At 37.1% G+C, this 21,822-nt stretch carries 21 protein-coding genes; 17 read left to right on the top strand and 4 right to left on the bottom strand.

Annotation, left to right across the window (positions count from 1 at the left end):
- The first annotated feature begins 14 nt into the window (after positions 1–14).
- The 9 genes from DRF67_RS18770 to msrA all read left to right on the top strand — a co-directional run bounded on the left by DRF67_RS18770 (position 15) and on the right by msrA (position 12,159).
- Positions 15–1,142, top strand: a complete 1,128-nt coding sequence (locus DRF67_RS18770; RefSeq protein WP_115929835.1) for a PepSY-associated TM helix domain-containing protein — start codon at positions 15–17, stop codon at positions 1,140–1,142.
- Between the two features lies 1 nt (position 1,143).
- Complete coding sequence (locus DRF67_RS21620; protein ID WP_165851837.1) at positions 1,144–1,308, top strand: hypothetical protein; 165 nt, start codon at positions 1,144–1,146, stop codon at positions 1,306–1,308.
- A gap of 9 nt (positions 1,309–1,317) precedes the next feature.
- Positions 1,318–3,525 carry a TonB-dependent siderophore receptor gene (locus DRF67_RS18765; RefSeq protein ID WP_115929834.1) on the top strand — a complete coding sequence of 736 codons (2,208 nt, stop codon included), beginning with the start codon at positions 1,318–1,320 and terminating at the stop codon, positions 3,523–3,525.
- A gap of 33 nt (positions 3,526–3,558) precedes the next feature.
- The gene (locus tag DRF67_RS18760) at positions 3,559–5,718 is read left to right on the top strand and encodes a TonB-dependent siderophore receptor (RefSeq protein WP_115929833.1); all 2,160 of its coding nucleotides are present in this window, start codon (positions 3,559–3,561) and stop codon (positions 5,716–5,718) included.
- Positions 5,719–5,765: 47 nt separating this feature from the next.
- Entirely contained in the window at positions 5,766–6,965 is a 1,200-nt protein-coding gene (locus tag DRF67_RS18755) for a PepSY-associated TM helix domain-containing protein (RefSeq protein ID WP_115929832.1), read from the top strand.
- Positions 6,965–9,079, top strand: coding sequence for a TonB-dependent receptor (locus DRF67_RS18750; protein WP_115929867.1), 2,115 nt, complete (start codon positions 6,965–6,967; stop codon positions 9,077–9,079). The genes DRF67_RS18755 and DRF67_RS18750 overlap by 1 nt, the downstream gene beginning before the upstream one ends.
- Positions 9,080–9,129: 50 nt before the next feature.
- Entirely contained in the window at positions 9,130–10,341 is a 1,212-nt protein-coding gene (locus tag DRF67_RS18745; RefSeq protein WP_115929831.1) for a PepSY-associated TM helix domain-containing protein, read from the top strand.
- 79 nt (positions 10,342–10,420) lie between these two features.
- Positions 10,421–11,389, top strand: a complete 969-nt coding sequence (locus DRF67_RS18740) for an ROK family protein (protein ID WP_115929830.1) — start codon at positions 10,421–10,423, stop codon at positions 11,387–11,389.
- 215 nt (positions 11,390–11,604) lie between these two features.
- On the top strand, positions 11,605–12,159 hold the full coding sequence (gene msrA / locus DRF67_RS18735) for a peptide-methionine (S)-S-oxide reductase MsrA (protein WP_115929829.1): 555 nt from the start codon (positions 11,605–11,607) through the stop codon (positions 12,157–12,159).
- 41 nt (positions 12,160–12,200) lie between these two features.
- Here msrA and DRF67_RS18730 read toward each other — a convergent pair whose 3' ends face one another.
- Complete coding sequence (locus DRF67_RS18730; protein ID WP_115929828.1) at positions 12,201–13,055, bottom strand: hypothetical protein; 855 nt, start codon at positions 13,053–13,055, stop codon at positions 12,201–12,203.
- Positions 13,056–13,435: 380 nt separating this feature from the next.
- Between DRF67_RS18730 and DRF67_RS18725 the strand changes: the two genes are divergently transcribed.
- The 6 genes from DRF67_RS18725 to DRF67_RS21375 all read left to right on the top strand — a co-directional run bounded on the left by DRF67_RS18725 (position 13,436) and on the right by DRF67_RS21375 (position 18,128).
- Positions 13,436–13,615 carry a hypothetical protein gene (locus DRF67_RS18725; protein WP_123912784.1) on the top strand — a complete coding sequence of 60 codons (180 nt, stop codon included), beginning with the start codon at positions 13,436–13,438 and terminating at the stop codon, positions 13,613–13,615.
- 298 nt (positions 13,616–13,913) lie between these two features.
- Positions 13,914–15,299, top strand: coding sequence for a tetratricopeptide repeat-containing sensor histidine kinase (locus tag DRF67_RS18720; RefSeq protein WP_123912782.1), 1,386 nt, complete (start codon positions 13,914–13,916; stop codon positions 15,297–15,299).
- A 4-nt stretch (positions 15,300–15,303) separates the two neighbouring features.
- Positions 15,304–15,969 carry a response regulator gene (locus DRF67_RS18715; RefSeq protein ID WP_115929825.1) on the top strand — a complete coding sequence of 222 codons (666 nt, stop codon included), beginning with the start codon at positions 15,304–15,306 and terminating at the stop codon, positions 15,967–15,969.
- 117 nt (positions 15,970–16,086) lie between these two features.
- Positions 16,087–17,154, top strand: a complete 1,068-nt coding sequence (locus DRF67_RS18710) for a type I restriction endonuclease (RefSeq protein ID WP_115929824.1) — start codon at positions 16,087–16,089, stop codon at positions 17,152–17,154.
- Between the two features lie 9 nt (positions 17,155–17,163).
- Complete coding sequence (locus DRF67_RS21860) at positions 17,164–17,784, top strand: TM2 domain-containing protein (RefSeq protein ID WP_228435859.1); 621 nt, start codon at positions 17,164–17,166, stop codon at positions 17,782–17,784.
- Positions 17,785–17,816: 32 nt separating this feature from the next.
- Entirely contained in the window at positions 17,817–18,128 is a 312-nt protein-coding gene (locus DRF67_RS21375; RefSeq protein WP_123912780.1) for a hypothetical protein, read from the top strand.
- A 78-nt stretch (positions 18,129–18,206) separates the two neighbouring features.
- On the opposite strand, the gene DRF67_RS18695 is transcribed toward DRF67_RS21375, so the two are convergent.
- From DRF67_RS18695 to DRF67_RS18685, 3 genes are all read right to left on the bottom strand, one after another.
- Positions 18,207–18,656 (bottom strand): GNAT family N-acetyltransferase, encoded by a 450-nt coding sequence (locus tag DRF67_RS18695; RefSeq protein WP_115929822.1) that lies wholly within the window; start codon positions 18,654–18,656, stop codon positions 18,207–18,209.
- Positions 18,649–19,272 (bottom strand): ribosome biogenesis GTP-binding protein YihA/YsxC, encoded by a 624-nt coding sequence (gene yihA, locus DRF67_RS18690; RefSeq protein WP_115929865.1) that lies wholly within the window; start codon positions 19,270–19,272, stop codon positions 18,649–18,651. The genes DRF67_RS18695 and yihA overlap by 8 nt, the downstream gene beginning before the upstream one ends.
- Before the next feature lie 65 nt (positions 19,273–19,337).
- Positions 19,338–20,099 carry an alpha/beta fold hydrolase gene (locus tag DRF67_RS18685; protein ID WP_115929821.1) on the bottom strand — a complete coding sequence of 254 codons (762 nt, stop codon included), beginning with the start codon at positions 20,097–20,099 and terminating at the stop codon, positions 19,338–19,340.
- A 272-nt stretch (positions 20,100–20,371) separates the two neighbouring features.
- On the opposite strand from DRF67_RS18685, the gene mraZ reads away from it, so the two are divergent.
- Both mraZ and rsmH read left to right on the top strand, forming a co-directional pair.
- Positions 20,372–20,830: a division/cell wall cluster transcriptional repressor MraZ gene (gene mraZ, locus DRF67_RS18680; protein ID WP_115929820.1), complete on the top strand. Its 459-nt coding sequence runs from the start codon at positions 20,372–20,374 to the stop codon at positions 20,828–20,830.
- 47 nt (positions 20,831–20,877) lie between these two features.
- On the top strand, positions 20,878–21,771 hold the full coding sequence (gene rsmH, locus DRF67_RS18675; RefSeq protein WP_115929819.1) for a 16S rRNA (cytosine(1402)-N(4))-methyltransferase RsmH: 894 nt from the start codon (positions 20,878–20,880) through the stop codon (positions 21,769–21,771).
- Positions 21,772–21,822 lie beyond the last annotated feature (51 nt).

Raw genomic sequence — 21,822 nt, 5'->3', positions numbered from 1 at the left:
AATTTGACTGCTTCATGAGGCTAAAAACTGCAAAACGCTGGTTTAATTGGCATAAATGGACGAGCCTAATCTGTACCGTTTTCCTACTGTATCTCTGTATAACAGGGTTACCGCTGATCTTTCATGAAGAAATTGAACACTTTTTGGAAGACAATAAAGAAGCGTTAGCTCAGAATACTCATAAATTAAACTTAGATAAACTTGCTCAAATAGCAGAATCAAAATACCCTGGAGAGAAGGTAAGATATGTTTTCTGGGATGAAAACGAAAAAAATAAAGTTCTTTTTGATGTTGTAGATAAGCCCAATGCTCCTTACGAAAAAAGCAAATATTTAGTATTAAACGAATACACCGGCGAGATTTTAGGAGCTCCAAGAACAGACGGATTAATGAATATTATCCTTAAGCTTCATACAGATATGTTTCTCGGAATTCCGGGAAAACTTTTTTTAGGACTGATGGGAATACTTTTCATGATCTCCATTATATCTGGAATTGTTTTATATGGCCCAATCATGAAGAAGTATGATTTCGGAATGGTTCGTAAAAACAAATCAAAGAGACTTAAATGGCTGGATACACACAATTTATTGGGAATTGCCATCACAGCATGGATGGTTGTGGTAGGATTTACAGGAATTATCAATACCCTTTCCGATGTCATTGTTGGACTTTGGCAGCAAGGGCAACTTGCTGAAATGACAGCCCCTTACAAAAACCAGAAACCGTTGACAGGTGATTTCAGTTCACTGGAAGATGCTAAAAGATCTGCAGAGAATACCATAAAAGATATGAAAGTCTCTGTAATAGCTTTTCCCGGGACAGATTTTACCAGTAAGCACCATTACGCAGTTTTTATGCGTGGCAATACGGAACTGACCTCAAAACTGTTGAAACCCGTACTTATAGATGCCCAAACAGGATCCGTTACAGATTCCAGAGATATGCCCTGGTATGTGAATGCTCTTTTCATTTCTGAGCCTCTTCATTTTGGAAATTATGGGGGAATGATTCTAAAGGTTGTTTGGACTGTTTTTGATGTTTTTACAATCCTTGTTCTTATCACAGGTCTGTACCTGTGGATCGCGAGAAGAAAGGCTGAAAAACAGCAGCAGAGATTGTTAACCCCTAAAGAGATTTAAAATGAAAAGAACCTTTTTAAAACTTTGGGGAATGCCTATCCTATTGGCTCTATTATCCATTTTCGGATTAATTGCAGCATTACTGGGCGATGGCATATGGGATATATTAGGATGGTTAACACTTTCAGTCCCTTTATTTTTGATTATTAAACACTATTATAAATAATCCTATCCAATGAAAAAGATAATACTAAGTGTATCTATACTTTCAAGCATAATTCTTTTTGCACAGCAGAAAGACACTCTGAAAACTAAAAGTATTGATGAAGTAATCATCAATACTTATGTGAAGAAAGACAGTGAATACTCCAATAAGATGCCTTTAAAAGCTATAGAAGATCCACAAGTGTATTCTTCAATTGATAAAGGGATATTGGAAAACCAACTATTATTTACTGTAGATGATGCCTTCAGGAATGTTGCCGGAGCACAGAAGATGTGGAGTGCCACAAACAGAGCTGGAGACGGAGGTATTTTTCTTAATTTAAGAGGCTTTGTAGCTGGGAACTCCATCAGAAATGGGATGGTCGCTCCTATTACAACTTCTATGGACGCTATTAATGTGGAGAGAATTGAAGTTTTAAAAGGACCTTCTGCCACATTATTTGGTAGTAATGTGACATCTTACGGAGGTGTTATCAACAGAGTTACCAAAAAACCATTTGAAACTTTTGCAGGTGCTGTTTCTCTGGCAGGAGGAAGCTATAACTACTACAGAGTACAGGCAGATGTAAATGCTCCTCTTACAAAAGATAAAAAATTATTATTCAGATTAAATACAGCTTATACAAACCAGGGAACCTTCCAGAGAACCAATGCAAAGAATTCTTTCTATGCATTTACCCCATCCATTACTTATCGTCCTACGGATAATCTGGAGATCAATGCGGAACTGGAAATGTTTGAAACCAATTCATATCCTGAAACAGCTTTCTTCTTTTATGTTCCGAGTGCACAGCTTGGTGCAGACAGTATGGATAAACTGGAGAAACTTGGTTATGATTATAAGCAATCTTACACCGGAGAAGGTCTTAAAACTGTTGGTAAAGCAAGAAACTTCTTTGGACAGGTTAACTATAAGATTAATGAGCACATCAAATCCTCTACCAATGTAAGCACCTCATATTCTTACTCAGATGGATTTAATCCATATTTCTATTTTGCTCCGAAAGGAATGGTAACAGGAATTCCTACAGAGACAGAATTGGGAATTGTAAGAGCTGACCAGTCTACTAAAGACAGCAAAAGAACGTATTTCCAGGTTCAGCAGAACTTCAATTTTGATTTCAACATCGGAAGCGTGAGAAACAGAACTGTAGCAGGTTTCGATTATATGAGATTAAATGACAATCAATACTTTATGTTTACCAATTTTGACTGGGTTCCGTTCACAGGTACAGATTATACTAATATGAACGGGCAGACATTGGGAGCAATGTATGATAATCTGAGAAATCAGCCGGATTTTGAAAAAAAATCCACCTATATAAGTTCTGGTAAAAAGGATATATACAGTGGCTATATTTCTAACGTAATTACACCAATAACAGGCCTTAATATCCTTACTTCATTACGATATGAAAGTGTACATTTTAAAGGAGGTCAAACCGGACAAATACTTACCGATTCATATAGCCAGGGAGCGTGGTCACCAAAATTTGGGATTGTTTACCAAATTCTTCCTGAAAAACTATCCGTATTTGGAAATTACCAGAATAGTTTTACTGTCAATGGATATTATACTTCAGACAAGGCTGGGAATGTCACTCTTTCAACTCCCGAAAGAGCCAATCAGTTTGAAGGAGGTATAAAAACAAACCTTATTAAAGGAAGAGTTACTACGACTTTAAGCTACTACAATATTCAGGTAAAAAATACACTTCTGGGTACCGGTGAAATGACAGGAACGGGACAGGCTGTACAAAATCAGGCTGGATTATTGAGAAGCCAGGGAGTAGAATTGGAAGCAAACGCTTATCTGATCAAAGGGTTCTCTGTAATTGCCGGAGTAAGCTACAACGATATGAAATATACAGAAGCTGATGAAACGGTTATCGGAAGAAGACCCGCTACGGCATCATCTCCATGGTTGGTTAATTTCAATGCAAGCTACCAATTCCTTGACGGAAAATTAAAAGGACTTGGGTTCGGTGTTGGAGGAAACTATGCGAGCGACAATAAAATTGTTAACTCCACAACAATGGGAACTTTCATCCTCCCTAAATACCTGGTACTGAATGCCAATGCATTTTATGACACCAGAAAATTCAGAGTTGGTGTTAAAGTAGACAACTTTACCAACGAACATTACTGGAGCGGATATACGACGGCCAATGCTCAGGCTCTAGCTAATGTATTAGGAAGCTTCACTTATAAATTTTAAACTGTAGGAGTAATTTACTCCCTTTAATAAACAATGAAAAGAATAACTATAGGAGCGGCATTATTAACATCCATGTTAAGTTTTGCACAGGAAAGAAGAGACACCATCAAATCCAACGATATTGAAGAAGTAGTTGTTAACGGAAGATATTATCAGAAATACAAGCTCAACGAGGTTTCAGGTTCGTTAAGAATCCAGACTCCGATTCTTGAACTTCCACAGAACGTACAGTCTGTAAGTTCACAGGTTCTTGCAGATCAGATTACATTGAACATGTCTGAGGGCATTGTCCGTAACGTGAGTGGTGCCAGAAAAGTAGAGCACTGGGATAATGTGTATTCCAATGTTTTCATGAGAGGAGCCAGTATTGCTACCTTCATGAATGGGATGAATGTATCTTCTACCTGGGGACCTATCAATCCCGATGCAGCCATTATTGACAGAATTGAGTTTGTAAAAGGCCCTGCCGGATTTATGGGTTCTATGGGAGACCCTGCCGGGTTTTATAATGTTGTGACAAAAAAACCTACAGGAAAGTTTGCCAACAGTGTTCGTTTCACAACCGGAAGCTATAATCTTTTTAGAGGGGAAGCGGATCTGGATGGAGTTCTTGTTAAAGACGGTGTTTTAGATTATCGTATCAATTTAATGGGAAGTTCCAATAAATCTTGGGTAGAAAATGATAAAACCAGCAAAATAATTGTTGCTCCATCGATTACTTTCAGACCGACAAAGACCACTACCTTTACGGCGCAATATAATTATCAGTACTTAAAATTTAATCAGCCAGGGGCTTATTTGATGTCTAATGATGGATACGCTTCATTAAATGTACACACCAATTTCAATGATCCTAACTTTAAACAGACAGAAGTAAAAGACCAAAGCTTATTCTTAAGTTTAGACCAAAAGCTATTCAAAGACTGGGTTTGGAGTACACAGTATGCTTATATGAATCTCAATTATGACGGTGGTTCATGGTGGGGAACTTTTGACCCTAACAACAAAAATGTTCTAAACAGAACAGTAAGCAACTGGCAAGCGAAAGGAAAAAATCATATTTTCCAGACGTATGTGAGAGGAAAGCTTAATACAGGAGATATTGTACATAAAATAATTGCAGGATTTGATTACGGAGACCGAAAATATAATGCAGACTTCTCATCTTTTGCAGGAGGACCATTTCCTATCGACATTTATAATGTGAATTATGGCGTAGATCCTTCAAAACTTCCTTCTTCAGACTTTTACACGCTAAACTCATCAGCTCCGTTTTATGATGATGAAGGGGTAAAGTATACTTCATACTATGTGCAGGACCAGATTGAAATGTTTAATAATAAGCTAAGACTAACATTAGCAGGAAGATATACAAGTGGCACCACTTATGCCGGATACCCATATTATTCGGAAGGAAATGTAGTTCCAAGAAATAAAGCAGGAGAATTCACACCGAGAGTAGGAATTAGTTATTCTATCCTGAGCGATTTTTCTGCTTATGGAATCTTTGATAAAACGTTTGTCCCACAATCTGCTTTAGGAATTGGTGGTACTCAGATTACAGATCCTTTTAAAGGACAAAATATTGAATTTGGATTGAAAAAAGACTGGTTTGGAGGAAAATGGAATTCTACTTTTGCTGTATATGAAATCCGAAGAAAAAATATTCTTGTTGCCGGAATTAAAGAACAAAATGGCGGGGTACCTTTCCAAATTGCTTCAGGAGAACAAAGAGCAAGAGGTTTCGAGACTGATATCAAAGGAGAAATCATCAAAGGATTGAACATTGTGATAAATTATGCTTATACAGATGCAAAGACTATCAAAGACACCGATCCTTTAAGAATTGGAGTACAATCTCCTGGAAATGCGAAAAATGTACAAAATACATGGATCAACTATAGATTTCAAAATGGAGTTTTGAACGGATTCGGAATTTCAGCAGGATATCAGTATCAGGGAGGAAGACAATCCTGGTTTGGTGTAAGTGCCAAAAAAGATCAAAGCCTTCCCGATTATTTTGATACCAACCTTGGAGTTTCCTATGTTGCCAAAAAATTTGATGTCAACTTTATGCTGAACAATGTTCTTAACAAAAAGCTTTACAGCGGATATAGAGGTGACGGAGGTGAATATGCATGGATCTACAATGCTCCTCGTCACTGGAGATTATCAATCGGATACAAATTTTAATACTCTATAAAAAGTTAACCCTCCCGGAGGGTTAGCTTTTTTTTGCTATGAAGAAAAAGCACCATAAAAAGAAAATTTCTTCTACCAAGAAATGGTCTGCCAAGCTGCATTTGTGGTTGGGCTTATCCGTTGGGCTTATTGTTTTTATTGTCTCTCTATCAGGAACGCTGTATATTTTCAAGGATGAAGTCCAGAACAGCTTTCGTAAGGAAGCAATTTATATAAAGCAGAAGAACATCGATTCAAAGCCTCTATCCATCAATATTCTTCGTGAAAAGATAAGCTTGGAGCTTAACGAGCCATATCCAGTAAGCTCTGTTGAAATTCCTTTAGACAAAAGCAAATCCTACCGTTTTTTGTATTATGAAAAGAGCAAAAAGGGATGGAATTATTTTCAGCAGGTTCTCATCAACAAGCAGGTATATGTAAATCAGTACACAGGAGAAATCATTGCGGTGTATAATGAAAAGTATGATGTATTCAATATCCTGAAGTATATCCACTGGGGACTTTTGCTGAATTCCGAGTGGGGACCTTATGTGATCGGAATTCCTACTGTATTGTTTATCGTCATGTTGATTACCGGAATTATTCTGTGGTGGCCAAAAAATAAAAACGCAAGAAAAGGAAGGTTCTGGTTCAATTGGAAAAACGTAAAAAACTGGAAACGAAAAAACTACGACCTTCACAATGTTCTGGGGTTTTATGCCTCGTTCATTGCCTTAATAATGAGTATCACAGGGATTTACTTTGCTTATCCGTATGTGAAAAATACTTTTAATCTTGCCATATCCGGCTATTGGGAGCTTCCAAAAGAAAAGGAAATCAAGTCCCGGGATTCTATGGTCGCAAAAAAAGATGCTGTTTTTGATATAGCCGCATTGCAGGCAGAAAAACTGTACGCAGGGTCATCCAGCTTTAGGATTACACTCAACGGAAAAAATAAAAAAGGAAAGGAGCTTAAAAACCTTCCGGTCACGGTATATGGACAGGAAGGAAGATTCAGTGAACGGAATCTGCTTACTTTCGACAAATACTCAGGAAAACTACTCACCAATAAACCTCATCACAAACTCAGGGCCGCAGAAAAATATGCGAATGCCAACTATGACATCCATACCGGATCTTACTTCGGACTGTTTGGAAAGATCCTCTGGTTTATCGCAGGCCTTATCTGCACCTCACTCCCCGTTACCGGCTTTCTGGTATGGTGGGGAAAAAGAAAGAAACAAGGAAAGAAAATATAATGAAAAAAGCGATTTTATCAGCTGCCTGTTTAGGAACTACAATGGCTTTTGGCCAGGTAAAAGATACTTTACAAACCCAGAATGTGGATGAGGTTGTGATGACAGCTTCCAGAAAAAAGGAGAATATCAAAGAGGTACCCAGCTCCATTACAATAGTGGGAGAAAAGCAGATTCAGTCTCAATTGACGGTCAACTCAGATATCACCAGTATTCTGCAATATACGGTTCCCAGCTTAGGGACCAACTCAGGGCAGACTTCCAATACGGGGCAAACCCTGAGAGGCCGCCAGGTCCTGGTCCTGATTGATGGAATCCCACAGTCTACCCCACTTCGTAACGGAGCCAGAGATCTTAGATCTATAGATCCTTCGGCCATTGAAAGAGTTGAGGTGATTAAAGGAGCATCGGCCATTTATGGAAATGGTGCTGATGGAGGAATCATCAATTATATCACCAAAAGGAATAAAACAGACCAAAAAATTTCCGGAATATCCCAGGTTGGTTTTACCGGACAATCCTATGGAGGAACACTAGGCGTAAGAGCCAGCCAGCTTTTATCGGGTAAGGTCAACAGGTTTGATTACACCCTTTCACTGGCGTACGAAAGAACAGGATACATGAAAGACGCTGACGGCATATATCTTAGCCCCACCTACAGTACTGCCAAAATGGACAATTACAACGGATTACTGAAGCTGGGTTATACTATCAATGACAATCAAAGAATTGAAGCATCTTATATCGGCTATTCCTCAAGGTCCGATCTTAATTTAGGTCTCAGCACCGGAAAGTACGGCATTAAGCCCACCATTGGTGATGGGGTTGGAAGAGGTCTTGAAACAACACCTCAGGGAACACCAAAGAATCATAACATCAGGGTGAGCTATGACAATAAAAACTTGTTTGCAGGAACTTCCTTGAACATTAATCTTTATTACCAGGATTTTAAAACCGTCTACGGATATAGCGATACTTTTTTTAATGGTGGCCAATCCAACGTGCTTTCAAAAAAAACAGGCGCCCGGTTCAATTTTGATACCCAGCTATGGAATACCGCCAACTCTCAGGGAGAAATCATCTATGGAGCAGATATTCTGAACGACCAAACGGTACAAAAACTGGAGGACGGAAGGTTCTGGACTCCTAATATGAGCATGACCAATATCGCACCCTTCGTATTGGCCAAAGTTGACCTGTTGAAGAAACTGACCCTCAAAGCGGGACTTCGTTATGAAAACATCAAAGTAAATGTGGATGATTTTAATACTCTTTCTGTCATTAAAAGTGATGGAACATTTACAAAAAGTATTCCGGTAGAAGGGGGTAAGCTTACCTATAATGCTTTGGTCGGAAACATTGGGGTTCGTTACAATATCGAGCCTTATATCAACCTTTTTGCAAGCTTTTCACAGGCCTATTCCATCAATGAGCTGGGAAGAATTTTAAGAACCTCCACTTCTGAAACCATTAAAAGTCTTGAGACAAAACCCATTATCGTCAATAATTATGAATTGGGAGCAACAGGGCAACTGTCGAACTGGCTTAATTATGAGCTGACATCCTATGTAAGTACTTCCAAGCTCGGGGCTTCATTTGTACAAAGTCCGGACAGAGCATTGATGATCCAGAGATCACCGGAAATCGTGTACGGGGTGGAAGGTTTTCTACATTTTACGCCCGCAAAATGGATTCAGTTTGGCGGAAGCTACAGCTGGATGGAAGGAATTACGTCTCTGAAGGATGACGGAGATTATTCTGCCAAGATCAACAACAGCAGAATTTCAGCTCCTAAGGTGCTTGCTTATATTCAGGCAAGACCTATCCCTACATTATCTTTAGGGGTCGATATGCTTCATTCATTTACCCAAAACAGATTTAATCCTAACGTAAAAACCGGATTATATTCTTATGGTGAAGGCTATGTACCAGAATACACTGTTTTTAATTTCAAGGCAAGCTTTGAAGTTAACAATAACTGGAGATTGTCTTTGGGAATTGAAAATGTATTGAACAAAAAATATCAGCCAGCCATTGCATGGTGGACAGCAAGAGACAGTGAGTTCATCAATGCTCCGGGAAGGAGAGGAACCTTCATGGTTGAATACAAATTTTAATTAATCTAAATAAAAAGTTAGCTTATCTTTGCAAAACTTTCATTTTCCATATGCAGAAAAAACATCATCATAAAAAGAAACCGGGCTTCTTTAAAAAATGGTCCGCGAAGCTCCATCTTTGGTTTGGACTGGGGATTGGTTTTCTGATCTTTATCATCTCCATTACAGGGGCATTGTATGTTTTCAAAGACGAAATAGAAAACATTACCCGTAAAGATGTGATGTACCACAATGAGCAGAATATTGAGCAAAAGCAGATTCTACCTATCAGAGTCATGGAGAAAACCGTTGCAGAGCAGGTTAACGAAAAGTATCCGGTCCACTGGGTCAACATACCTATAGACAAAAAAATGTCTTATATGTTCTTTTGGTATGAACACAATACAGATGCATGGAACTATTTCGATGAGTTTCCGGTCTACAAACAGGCTTATGTGAACCCTTATACCGGAAAGGTCCTGAGGGTGTATGACGAAAAGAACGGGTTCTTCAATATTGTAAAAATGATCCACTGGAGTTTTCTGCTAAAACAGGACTGGGGAACTTACGTGGTAGGGATCCCGGTTATTATCTTCGTTATTATGCTGATCACCGGAATTATTTTATGGTGGCCTAAAAATAAAGCTGCCAGAAAACAACGTCTTGGATTCAAATGGAAAAATATCAAAAGCTGGAAAAGAAAGAATTATGACCTTCATAACGTATTGGGTTTCTACGCCTCTATTTTCGCACTGATATTCTCCATTACAGGATTGTTCTACGCCTTTTTCATAGTTCAGGCCATGATTTATGTAGTATTTTCCGGTGGGGAAACCAAATATCCGGATTTTTCACACATCAAAACAAAGGCTCCGATAGAATTGAGAACAGAAACCACTCTGGACAAAATCATCAATACCGTAAAAGAAAAATATCCTGACTCCTATGGTTTCGCCATAGATTTAGGCCATGAACATATGGATGATCATGAACATCCCAACTTTGAGGTGTACGTGAAACATCTTTCTTATTCTTACCACAAAAGCAGCAGCCTGATTTTTGATGAAAATTCGGGAGATCTGCTCCACACCCGTGATCCAAAAGATAAAAACTTCGGAGAAAAGGTAGTTAATGCCAATTATGACATTCACGTGGGTGCTATTTTAGGGCTTCCAACGAAAATCATAGCCTTTATTGTAAGTCTTATCTGTGCTTCACTTCCGGTAACAGGATTCATGATCTGGTGGGGAAGAAGAAAGAAAAAACCGTTAAAAACTGCTTAAGGCATTAAATAAAGCTTAGTTAATAATCTATTAATACAATCTTTTTTATATTTTTAGCCTCTAGAATTTAATCATAGAAATGTCATTAATAGATTTATCAAAACAAGTTGCCCTTGGCGTTGACATCGGCGGAACCAACACCAAATTCGGAATCGTAAACCATCGTGGAGAAGTTCTGGATAAAGGAAACCTGAAAACCGATGCCTATGACAAAGTTGAAGATTTCATCGATGCTTTATATGAACATGTACAGCCTTTAATGGAAAAACATGGCGCAGTACGGCATTTTGACGGGATCGGAGTAGGTGCACCCAATGCTAACTATTACAAAGGAACTATAGAACTTGCTCCTAATCTGCCTTGGAAAGGGGTCATCCCTTTTGCTGAGCTGATGACTGCAAAGTTCAATCTACCCTGTAAAGTGACCAATGACGCCAATGCAGCAGCATTGGGGGAAATGCTCTTCGGTGCGGCACGCGGAATGAAAGACTTTATCATGATTACCCTGGGAACGGGAGTGGGCAGCGGAATCATAGCCAACGGAAACCTGATCTATGGCCATGATGGTTTTGCAGGAGAACTGGGACATACCATTGTAAAACCTGGCGGAAGAAAACACTGGAGTACAGGCTCCGAAGGAAGCCTGGAAGCTTACGCCTCTGCAACGGGGATTACCATCACTGCCAAAAAAATGAGGGCAGAATTTCCCGAATCTATGCTGAATCAATATCCTGAGGACGAAATCAATTCCAAGACAGTATACGAATGTGCGATGAAAGAAGATCCTATTGCTATCGAGGTTTTCAGATATACCGGACAAAAACTGGGTGAGGCATTGGCCAATTTTGTCATGTTCTCGTCACCACAAGCGATTCTTCTATTTGGCGGGGTGATCAAAGCGGGAGATTTCATCCTGAAGCCGGCAAAGCTTCATATGGAAAGGAACCTTCTTCCTATCTTCAGAAATAAAGTAAAATTAGTATTCAGTGAGCTCGACGAAGCCGATGCTGCCATTTTGGGAGCAAGTGCTTTAGTCTGGGAAAAATAAGCTGAATGGCTCTTATGCATAAGATAAAGCATCCTTTTGGGATGCTTTTTTTCGTTGCAGTTATCGCGAAATCTTTAACTAAAAAACATTTGCAAAATCTATCATAGCAATTAGAGTTTAAGAAGTAAAAATGATGCTCAATAAAAAAGTTTTTTCATACTTTTGATTGGCTTTTTCCGAATCTGGAAAGAGTATAAAACAATATAATTACCAAAATGGACAACAATAATTTTAAGCAAATCACTTTTGGTGGTGGATGCTTCTGGTGTGTAGAAAGCTGCTTTAATATGCTGAAAGGAGTAGAATCTGCTATTTCAGGATATTCCGGCGGACATAAAGATCATCCTACCTATGAGGAGGTCTGTACAGGTGAAACCGGTCATGCAGAAGTGGTACAGATCACTTATGATTCTTCTGTAATCTCCTACGAACGGCTGATGGATGTATTTTTCTTCCTGCACGATCCTACCCAACTGAACAGACAGGGTAATGACATCGGAACCCAATACCGTTCCGTCATTTATTATAAAGATGATGCTGAGAAAACAAAGGCTGAAGAAGCAATCGAAGCTTCTCAGAAGTCAGGAAGATGGGCGGGAACCTACGTAACCGAACTTGCTCCTTTTGAGAAATTCTGGCCGGCAGAACAATACCACCAGGGCTATTACAATGAAAACCCAACACAGCCTTACTGCAGCGCTGTAGTAGGACCAAAGATCCAGAAATTTAAAAAGCATTTCGGAGAACTCGGAATGATTAACGAAGAATAATATAGAGCGGAGAGAAATCTTCGCTTTTTTTATGCGCTACACTACTCTTCTAATACTACCGAATCTTTCTGTTTTCCAGCATATTTAAAAATAATAAGAGGGGTGGACTTTCTTAACTCTCTACCATTCTCAGGATCTACTCCATCATCTGTAAAAAATACCACTTCATTATTATACTTCGAATACCAGGTTTTTCCTACCGCATTCAAATCAGTCAGAGTATCTTTTCGCAAAATCTTCTTAAAATACAGAAGCTTATGAACATTCATGGCTACAATATCAACCCCTGGGTTTATATAGCTGCTGTCTGTAGCCAGATACCTTTCTCCGTTCCAATACATATATTTCTTTTCAATAGCCGGTTTCCCATTAGACATAAAGCTTAAAGGAGATATTCGATTAGAATTTTCATTTCTGTTATTGGAAAATAAAACGTTCCCCGTAACAAGACATATCAGAAAACTGATTTCCATAATACCCATTCCGTTCTGCTTTAGAAACTCTGGCATTTTAAAGTGCTGATTGATAATAATTCTGATATTATTACCTACATTTTCAGATAACAATTCCTCATCATCCACATCAATTTTCAATTTTGTTGACCTTCCCGTTTCTTCTTTTTTAGCAAAATTTTTCGTAAAATCTACAAAATCCTTAAAATCTAAATACTGGCTTAGCTTATCAAGAATTTCAATATCCTTAATATCCATCTCTTTGCCATTACCTATATAAGCGTCATAATAACGTGTAAATGTTTTTTCGTGGATAACGAATTTCAGGTTACTCTCAAAAAAATCAGATAGCTCCGAAGACAGTCCGCTCTTCGAATTTTTATTTGGAAAGTCTTCCCTTGCTTTATCAAAGACTTCCTGAATGAGTAGTTTTTTCTTGGACATATATCGTTTTTTGAGTTTTTACAAAATAGATGATTATCACTCATACCACATTACGGATTACCGTAACACAATCCTGTCCATTTTCTGTCTATCGATGTCTATTCTTTGTCTAACCTATGCGTCTCATCTTGTCGCATCTTTGTCATAAGAAAATCAGTGATAAACAAAACATTACAAAAACAAATTTACAAAACTGATTTTAAAATCACCGGATAAAACGGAGGAAAACTCCGGGTTGGGAAGCAGATGTTTCTCCTCCGTTTTTGAAGGTTCACTTCCCAAAAATTTAGAAGCGCTTCAAATTTTTTAATCGTGTAGCTCTACCCGTGATCGGTTTCACTGGCAACTACAGAAATGCTCAAATTTTAAATTTTAAGGAAATGATCCAGTTTATATTAATGCTACTTGGCTTAGCATTCCCCAATAATAATGACAATACAGTAACAACTCAGGATGGTGGCCAGATTCCACCCATAACATTAAATGCAGGAATAGTTCCTACTCCTGACCCGGGAGATACAGGCGGAGAAACACTTCCGATTTTACCTCCAAAAAAATAAAATCACGAACCACTCTTATTTTGAGTGGTTTTTTTTATTTTAGAGGATGGCAAGATTTTTATTTGTTTTTATATTTTTCACGTTCTTATCCTGTAAAAAGGACAAGGGCATCCATGAAAATACTGTAATTGGAGACTCTTTTTATACAAAAGGAGCAGAGCTATTCCAGAAAAATGATATTGAATCATACAGAAACTTTCAGAAAGCAATCTTCTATTATAAACTGTCCTATGATTCTTCCAATATTTCGAAGGCCTTAATATTTCAAGCCAATATCCAGAACAATACCGGAGACTATATGGGAGCTGAGGAAACGCTGGTTGAGGCTCTTACTTATATGAAAGAAAATGATCCGAGTTTTTATTCGTTATATGGAACAATGGCCAATATCAAATTTGCTCAAAAAGAATATTTAGCCTCAATTAAGTGGTCTGATAAAACGTTATCTGACAATAGCATAGAATATGATACAAAAGCAAGGATACTTAATAATAAGGCTGTTGCATTTTCCAAAATAAAGGACTACAAAAATGCATTAAAAATCCTGGACAAGATCTCACTGGATTCAATACAGAAAAAAAATACGGTATATACCATAAAAGACAATAGAGAATATTTTCACTGGTTATTAGATAATACCTACGATGCGCAGGCTAGCTTGGAACAAATATTAAAAACAAAAGAATTAGAAAATGATACATGGGGAATGAATTCAAGTTACTCTCATCTTTCTGATTTCAATAAAGATAAAAATTCAGAAAAATCCCTTTTTTATGCAAAACAAATGCTGATCACGGCTACCAAAAATAAAAGCCCTGAAGATCGTTTAGAAGCTCTTGAAAAAATTTTGATTGTAGACACTCCCCACAACGCTAAGAAATTATTTAATCAATATAAAAATCTATCAGATAGTATTCAGTTGAGTAGAAACAATTACAGTAACCGCTTTGCCTATATTAAATATGATAGTGAAAAAAGTAATGCAGATAACCAAAAACTAAAAGCAGATAATTCTCAAAAACAAAATAATATTTTACTGCTTATCGTCGCATTAATTTTATCAATTATCATTATTATATGGTTCCGTAAAAGACAAATCAGTTTAAAATTTGAAGTAAAAAATACAGCTCTTAAATATTCAAAAAAGGTTCATGATAAAGTTGCTAATAAAGTTTATCATGTCATGTCTGAAGTAGAAAATACCCCATACGTTAACAAAAACGAGTTGTTAGATAAATTAGAAAGTATTTATCATATTTCCCGGGATATTTCCTATGAAGATAAAGATATTGCTTTAGAAAAAGATTTTTCAAGCCAACTCTCTAAAATGTTGAAATCTTATTCCTCAGACATTATCAAAGTTCCTATAATAGGAAATGAAGAAGAACTATGGAATGGGACATCCGAAACTACTAAAATTGAAATTTTTTATATTCTCCAGGAGCTCATGACCAATATGAAAAAGCATAGTAAAGCAGATCGTGTTATTATAGATTTCGAGAGGGAAAATAATACGATAACCATTGCCTATTCAGATAATGGAGTGGGAATGCAAGAACATTCGCCTAAAAATGGCTTGAAAAATACGGAATCCCGTATAAATTCAATAGAAGGAACAATTAATTTTGAGACGAAAACAGAAAAGGGAATCAAAATAAACCTTTCATTTCCAGCAAAAAAATAAAATTATGTTCAAAAAAGTACTAATAGCCGAAGACTTCGAAAGTTTTAATATTTCCGTTCAGAAAGCCGTTGAAGAATTAAAAATTGAAACCATAGATAATGTTCATTATTGTGATGACGCGTGGATGAAGGTAAAAAAAGGCATACGGGAAAAAGATTATTATGATTTATTAATTACTGATCTCTCATTTGACACAGATCACCGGGAACAAAGTTTAACAAATGGAAGAGAACTCATTAATGCTGTAAAAAACGATGCTCCAAACATTAAAGTCATTGCATTTTCCATTGAAAGCAGGCCGGACATTATTGAAAATCTATTCACAGTTCATCAAATCAATGGTTTTGTTTCTAAAGGAAGAGAAGATATAAAGGAATTAAAAAAGGCAATAAAAGCTGTTTATAATAACGAAAAGTATGTTTCTTCCAATATAAAAGCTGCTATTAAAAACAAAAACGCCTACGATTTTACCAAGTTTGACAAAATACTTGTCACTCTACTCTCTAAAGGGATGATTCAAAAACACATCCCGGACTATCTGAAGGAAAATAATATAAAGCCATCTAGTCTGAGTAGTGTAGAAAAGGCGCTGAATAACCTTAAAGAATCACTGGGTGTAGTAAACAATGAACAGTTAATTGCCCATTGTAAGGATTGGGGCATTATATAAATTATTGACAACCAAAACTATTACCTTTCGATTTCCGAAAGGTTTTTTGTTTTTACGGAAAACCGTAAGGATTGCTTTTTAAAGGGTTCTACATTTGGAGTATAAAAAATCAAAGCAATGGACCTTAAAATCAAACTTGAGCAGTTACAGCAAAAAGTATCAGGATTAAAAGATCAGATTTGTACAGAAGAGGCAACAAAAAATGCTTTTGTAATGCCCTTTATACAAATTCTGGGGTATGACATCTTTAATCCTACAGAAGTGGTTCCTGAACATGTTTGTGATATCGGAACCAAAAAAGGAGAGAAAGTTGATTATGTAATTAGAAATAATAACGAACCCATTTTCATTATTGAGTGTAAACACTGGAAAGAAAGTGCAGATGCTCACAATTCTCAGCTCCATAGGTATTACCATGTATCTAAAACAAGATTTGGAGTACTTACCAATGGGATCATTTATAATTTCTACACAGATCTTGAAAAACCTAATATTATGGACGAAAAACCTTTTTTCACCATCAATATTGAGGACCTGAAAGACAGCTCTATCAAAATACTCGAAAATTTCACCAAAAAAGATTACAATCTGGAAAGTATTTTGGATTCTGCTGAAGCGCTAAAATACATTAAAGCCATAAGAAAAGAATTCGAAAAAGAAATAGAAACTCCATCCGATGAAATTGTAAAGCTCTTAGTAAGCAGGTTCTTTGAAAAACCCATTACAGCAAACAGGATGATTTCATTTAAGGAATATACTAAAAAAGCATTGACAACATCCATCAATGAATCTATTAGTTTCAGACTTAAATCAGCATTAAATATTAATGAACAAATTGAAAAGAATGATGAAGAGGTAAAAACAGCTCAATCTGTTGATCATAACAATGATTCTAAAATTGTGACAACAGAAGAAGAACTTGAGGGATTTCAAATCGTAAAAGCAATTATGCGCGAAAAAATTCCATCAACAAGAATTGTATACCGAGATACCTTATCTTATTTTGGGATCTTACTTGATGACAATAACAGAAAACCTCTTTGCAGACTCCACTTCAATACGGTAAACAAGTATATTGAGACATTTCATAATGGTAAAGATTCGGGAGAAAAAGTACTATTAAACAATCTTGATGAAATTTATAATTTCAGAGAAGAGCTACACAAAACACTGGAAAACTATTAACCCTTTCATATGGCTGTATTTGCAATTCCAAATCCAAAAAAGACTTTGTATATTGACTGTTCTCTACACGTAATAAGAAAGTCAGCAAAAAACATTACTCTTCTCAACTCAAAATATCGGTTGTTTTCATCTAACGAAATTTTCAATCAATACACCTACGAATCTTATGAATTTTTGAGTTTAGGAGTTTATATAGATATTCAGCTAAACTCTTTTTCGGATCAGAAAACTGAGATCAATATTGAAGTCAGGAGAAAGCTGGGGACTTTTAACGAATCCCATGAGGTTACCCATGCCAATAATCACATTGTAAATATTACCAATTACCTTGCCCACTTAACAGCAATGTCACCGGAACAGATTAGTCTGTTAAAAGCAAAAGAACAGAAAAGCATCCAGGTTGTCACTAAAAATAAGAAGGATAAAAATACTGCTGCCATACTATCTTTTTTCCTTGGTGGCATTGGTATACACAGATTCTATTTGGGACAAACTATCATGGGCCTTGCCTATCTGCTATTTTGTTGGACATTTATTCCTGCATTTATTGCCTTAATAGATTTTTTTGCATTCATCTTTACCACACAAGATAAGTTCGACCAAAAATACAATAACCAAAGACTACCATGAAACCATTCTATAAATAATAAAAAACAATCACTATGAAAAAACTACTCCTTACAAGTCTTTTAGGGCTTGGGTTATTATTACCCAGCAGCTTTTCTGCTTCTACAGTAAACCCATCTACAAAAGAAATTTCAACAAAAAAACCTAGAAAAAGCAAGAGCAGAACAAGCCGGAAAAGTAAGTCAAGCAGATCAGGCAAATCCTACAACTCGAGATCGTACCTACAAAGCAGAAATTGCACCTATAACGGACATACTCTCTATGTGGGGTCCAGAGGAGGCTGTTATTACTATACCGGGAGCAGTAAGCAATATGTAGACCGGTCTTATTGCTCAGGCTGCAGATAAGAATAAAACCATGAAAACTCAACTTTACTATGAATCCTTCATATAAGAAAAAGGTATCCCGAATGGGATACCTTTTTCTTATTTTCTTATCATTTCCGTATGGGGAATATCGTCTTCCAGATATTTTTTTCCAGTATTTTCAAATCCGAATCCGCTGTAAAATCTTATAAGATAATCCTGTGCTGAAATTCTGATTTCCGGAGTGTGAAAACGGTTTTCTATGGTTTCCACCGCGTACTGTATCAATTGCTTTCCAAGGCTCTTTCCTCTGGCCTTTTCTGTGGTAAGGACCCTTCCGATGGAAGTTTCATCATACTTTATCCCCTGATCAAAAATACGGCAATAAGCCAGAACCTCACCTTCTTCTTCCGCCCAGATGTGCACCGCTTTCTGATCATAATTATCAAGATCCGGATAAGGGCAATTCTGTTCGATAACAAATACATCAATACGCGCTTTCAATACCGCATATAGCTCCGGAACGGTAAACTCATCAAAGGTCTTTATTTTCCAAACCAAACTACTCATCAAAATTGATACTATTAAGCGTTAAAAAATCATTGGTCTTTTCTATAAAATCCAGAATTAGATCTCCTCCCTCTTTCTTTTCTGCGGAAGTGATATACAATTCAGGAAGATCCTCCCATGTTTTATGCAGTTCGGCTTTATAATCTTCCACATTTTTAACCACAACATTCGGCTTTAGCTTATCTGCTTTGGTAAAGACAATTGAGAAAGGAATTCCGCTTTCCCCACACCATTGGATAAACTCCAGGTCGATTTTCTGCGGATTGTGTCTCACATCTACCAGCACAAAAAGGTTCACCAGATTTCTACGGTTCAGAATATAATTGGTAATCAGCTTTTCAAAATCTTTTCGCTGAACTTTCGATACTTTAGCATATCCATATCCCGGTAAATCGGTAAGGTACCAGCTTTCATTCACCAGAAAATGATTGATCAGCTGGGTTTTCCCTGGGGTCCCCGAAGTTTTAGCCAAATCTTTATGATTCATCATCGCATTGATTAGGGATGATTTTCCTACATTAGATCTTCCAATAAAAGCATATTCAGGAATATTCGGCTCAGGACATTCCTGCCATTTTCCACTACTTTTTACAAACTCCGCTGTCTTAATAATCATTTTTGAATCTATTTTAGAAAAATAAACCATTAAGAAAAGCTCTTAATGGTCATTTGTTATTTATTTTAAACTTTATCTTTTATCCAGCTATACAGAATCTCATTGAATTCATCAGGCTTCTCCATCATCGCCGCATGACCACAATGATCGATCCAGAATAAATCTGAATTCGGGATAAACTTGTGCATATCCTCTGCGACTTCCGGCGGAGTGACGTTATCCTGTTTCCCCCAGATGAGACAAGTGGGAGTCACAATTTTCGGAAGATCATTCAGCATATTATGTTTGATGGCACTTCTGGCCAGCATTACTGTTTTTATTCCTTTCATTCTGTCGTTCACCACGGCAAAAACCTCGTCAACAAGATCTTCTGTAGCTACCTTAGGGTCATAGAAGACCTCTTCTGTTTTCTTCCTAATATAAGATCTGTCGTTCTTTCTCGGAAAGCTGTCTCCAAATGTTCTTTCGTATAGCCCTGAGCTCCCTGTCAAAACAAGATTCTTTACCAGATCCGGTCTTGCCAGCGTTAGAATAAGCCCTACATGACCTCCCATTGAGTTTCCTACAATAGAAACAGGCCCGTCAATATGACTTTCTATGAACTTGATAATATATTTTGCTATAGTGGTAAGATTAGTATTGAGTACCGGCAGATCGTAAATGGGCAGCTGAGGAACATATACTTTGAACCCCCGTTTTGAAAAAAAATCTACCATTTTATCGAAATTGCTCAATCCACCCATTAAGCCGTGCAACAGCACTAATGGATGTCCTTCTCCCGCCTCTACATAGGAATATTTCTTTTCTTTTTTCGTACTAAATATCATAAAACGCCTTAATAAAGCCTTGCAAAAATACAAATTAAACCTCAAAAAAATTTTGATTATCCTAATTTAAGATAAAAATAATATAATATTCCCCTTTTTAACTTTTTTTTTCAAAACCGCTTTGTTATGGCCTAAATAACAGTTTCAACAAGTGTCATCATATCAGCATTTTACATTATTGAGATTCAATCTTTAATAAAACTTATTAACATTGAGTCAAAAAGTGGGAAAAAGTGGGAAATTTTGGAAATTATTATATAAATTTGTCCCAAATGAAAAATTTCATTGGAACATATGAGTGTAAAATTGACGACAAAGGCCGGTTAAAAGTTCCTTCATCTTTGATCAAACAGATGGAAAACTTCGACGATAAGGCGTTTGTAGTCAAAAGATCTGTGTTCCAACCTTGTCTGGAAGTCTACCCGATGAATGCATGGGACAGGCTGATGGACAAAATTAATAAACTGAACAGGTTCATAAAAAAGAATGCTGATTTCATACGAATGTTTACAGCAGGCGTAAAAACAGTTGAATTGGATAGTGCCGGAAGATTACAGATTTCAAAAGACCTGACTCTTTTTGCCAATCTTCAGAAAGAGATTGTAGTGACAAGCGCCGGAGAGCTTTTTGAAATTTGGGATAAAGAAGCTTATGAAAAGGTAATCGCTACCAATGAAACTGATTTTGCAAGCCTGGCTGAAGATGTAATGGGCGCTTTTGATGAAGAATAACTGTAGCGGATATTAAGAATAGTATTAAATAAAAAACACAATTAAGCATGTATCATAACCCCGTTTTGTTGAAGCAGAGTGTTGATGATTTGGTGACGAATCCTGACGGTATATACGTGGATTGCACCTTTGGTGGCGGTGGTCACTCACGGGAGATTCTGAGCAGACTTTCTGACAAAGGAAGACTTTTCAGTTTTGACCAGGATCTGGATGCGCTTAAAAATACAATTGATGACCCCAGATTTACATTGATCAATCAGAATTTCAGATTTCTTGAAAACTCATTGTTAATGTACGGAGTTCCACAGGTTGATGGTGTTTTAGCAGATCTTGGAGTGTCTTCTCACCAGTTTGATGAAGCAGAAAGAGGGTTCTCTACAAGAAGCAATGCTCCGTTGGATATGAGAATGAATGTAATGCAGGGGCTGGATGCGAAAAGGGTGATCAACGATTATGAAGAAGAACAGCTTGCGGACATTTTTTACTATTACGGTGAACTGAGAGAAGCAAGAAAACTGGCACGAGAAATTGTTCATCACAGAAAAACAAAAAATATAGATACCACTGAGGATCTGAAAAAGCTTTTCAGCTATATTCCACCTCATAAGGTTAATAAATTTTATGCCCAGCTCTTTCAGGCCATAAGAATAGAAGTGAACCAGGAGCTTGAAGTATTGAAAGAAATGCTGGTTCAGGCTTACAATGTTTTGAAGCCGGAAGGCAGATTAGTAGTGATCTCTTACCATTCCTTAGAAGACCGCCTGGTGAAAAGGTTCCTGAAAAACGGGATGTTCGAAGGAGAGCCGGAAAGAGATATCTACGGAAATTATAAAAAGGCATTTGAATTGCTGAAGAGCAAAGCAATCATTCCTGATAACAAGGAGATTGAAGAAAACTCAAGAGCAAGAAGTGCAAAAATGAGAACAGGAATAAAAGTTTGAAAGCAACAGCTGAACCGCCAATCTTCGGTAAAAAAATAAGCCCGGTCATTG

Origin of the sequence: Chryseobacterium pennipullorum, assembly GCF_003384725.1 — a bacterium.
In the GTDB taxonomy this organism is placed as follows: Bacteria; Bacteroidota; Bacteroidia; order Flavobacteriales; family Weeksellaceae; genus Chryseobacterium; species Chryseobacterium pennipullorum.
Note: the sequence above shows the minus strand (reverse complement) of the source record. Positions and strands in the feature narration are given on the sequence as shown.

Coding starts and splice junctions, on each gene's coding strand:
- DRF67_RS18760 (WP_115929833.1), top strand. CDS start 3,559: ATGAAAAGAATAACTATAGGAGCGGCATTATTAACATCCATGTTAAGT.
- yihA (WP_115929865.1), bottom strand. CDS start 19,272: ATGATTATTAAGACAGCGGAGTTTGTAAAAAGTAGTGGAAAATGGCAG.
- DRF67_RS21860 (WP_228435859.1), top strand. CDS start 17,164: ATGGCTGTATTTGCAATTCCAAATCCAAAAAAGACTTTGTATATTGAC.
- DRF67_RS18720 (WP_123912782.1), top strand. CDS start 13,914: ATGGGAGCTGAGGAAACGCTGGTTGAGGCTCTTACTTATATGAAAGAA.
- DRF67_RS18745 (WP_115929831.1), top strand. CDS start 9,130: ATGCAGAAAAAACATCATCATAAAAAGAAACCGGGCTTCTTTAAAAAA.
- DRF67_RS18755 (WP_115929832.1), top strand. CDS start 5,766: ATGAAGAAAAAGCACCATAAAAAGAAAATTTCTTCTACCAAGAAATGG.
- DRF67_RS18695 (WP_115929822.1), bottom strand. CDS start 18,656: ATGAGTAGTTTGGTTTGGAAAATAAAGACCTTTGATGAGTTTACCGTT.
- DRF67_RS18710 (WP_115929824.1), top strand. CDS start 16,087: ATGGACCTTAAAATCAAACTTGAGCAGTTACAGCAAAAAGTATCAGGA.
- msrA (WP_115929829.1), top strand. CDS start 11,605: ATGGACAACAATAATTTTAAGCAAATCACTTTTGGTGGTGGATGCTTC.
- DRF67_RS21375 (WP_123912780.1), top strand. CDS start 17,817: ATGAAAAAACTACTCCTTACAAGTCTTTTAGGGCTTGGGTTATTATTA.
- rsmH (WP_115929819.1), top strand. CDS start 20,878: ATGTATCATAACCCCGTTTTGTTGAAGCAGAGTGTTGATGATTTGGTG.
- DRF67_RS18750 (WP_115929867.1), top strand. CDS start 6,965: ATGAAAAAAGCGATTTTATCAGCTGCCTGTTTAGGAACTACAATGGCT.
- DRF67_RS18765 (WP_115929834.1), top strand. CDS start 1,318: ATGAAAAAGATAATACTAAGTGTATCTATACTTTCAAGCATAATTCTT.
- DRF67_RS18725 (WP_123912784.1), top strand. CDS start 13,436: ATGATCCAGTTTATATTAATGCTACTTGGCTTAGCATTCCCCAATAAT.
- DRF67_RS18770 (WP_115929835.1), top strand. CDS start 15: ATGAGGCTAAAAACTGCAAAACGCTGGTTTAATTGGCATAAATGGACG.
- DRF67_RS18715 (WP_115929825.1), top strand. CDS start 15,304: ATGTTCAAAAAAGTACTAATAGCCGAAGACTTCGAAAGTTTTAATATT.
- mraZ (WP_115929820.1), top strand. CDS start 20,372: ATGAAAAATTTCATTGGAACATATGAGTGTAAAATTGACGACAAAGGC.
- DRF67_RS18730 (WP_115929828.1), bottom strand. CDS start 13,055: ATGTCCAAGAAAAAACTACTCATTCAGGAAGTCTTTGATAAAGCAAGG.
- DRF67_RS18685 (WP_115929821.1), bottom strand. CDS start 20,099: ATGATATTTAGTACGAAAAAAGAAAAGAAATATTCCTATGTAGAGGCG.
- DRF67_RS18740 (WP_115929830.1), top strand. CDS start 10,421: ATGTCATTAATAGATTTATCAAAACAAGTTGCCCTTGGCGTTGACATC.
- DRF67_RS21620 (WP_165851837.1), top strand. CDS start 1,144: ATGAAAAGAACCTTTTTAAAACTTTGGGGAATGCCTATCCTATTGGCT.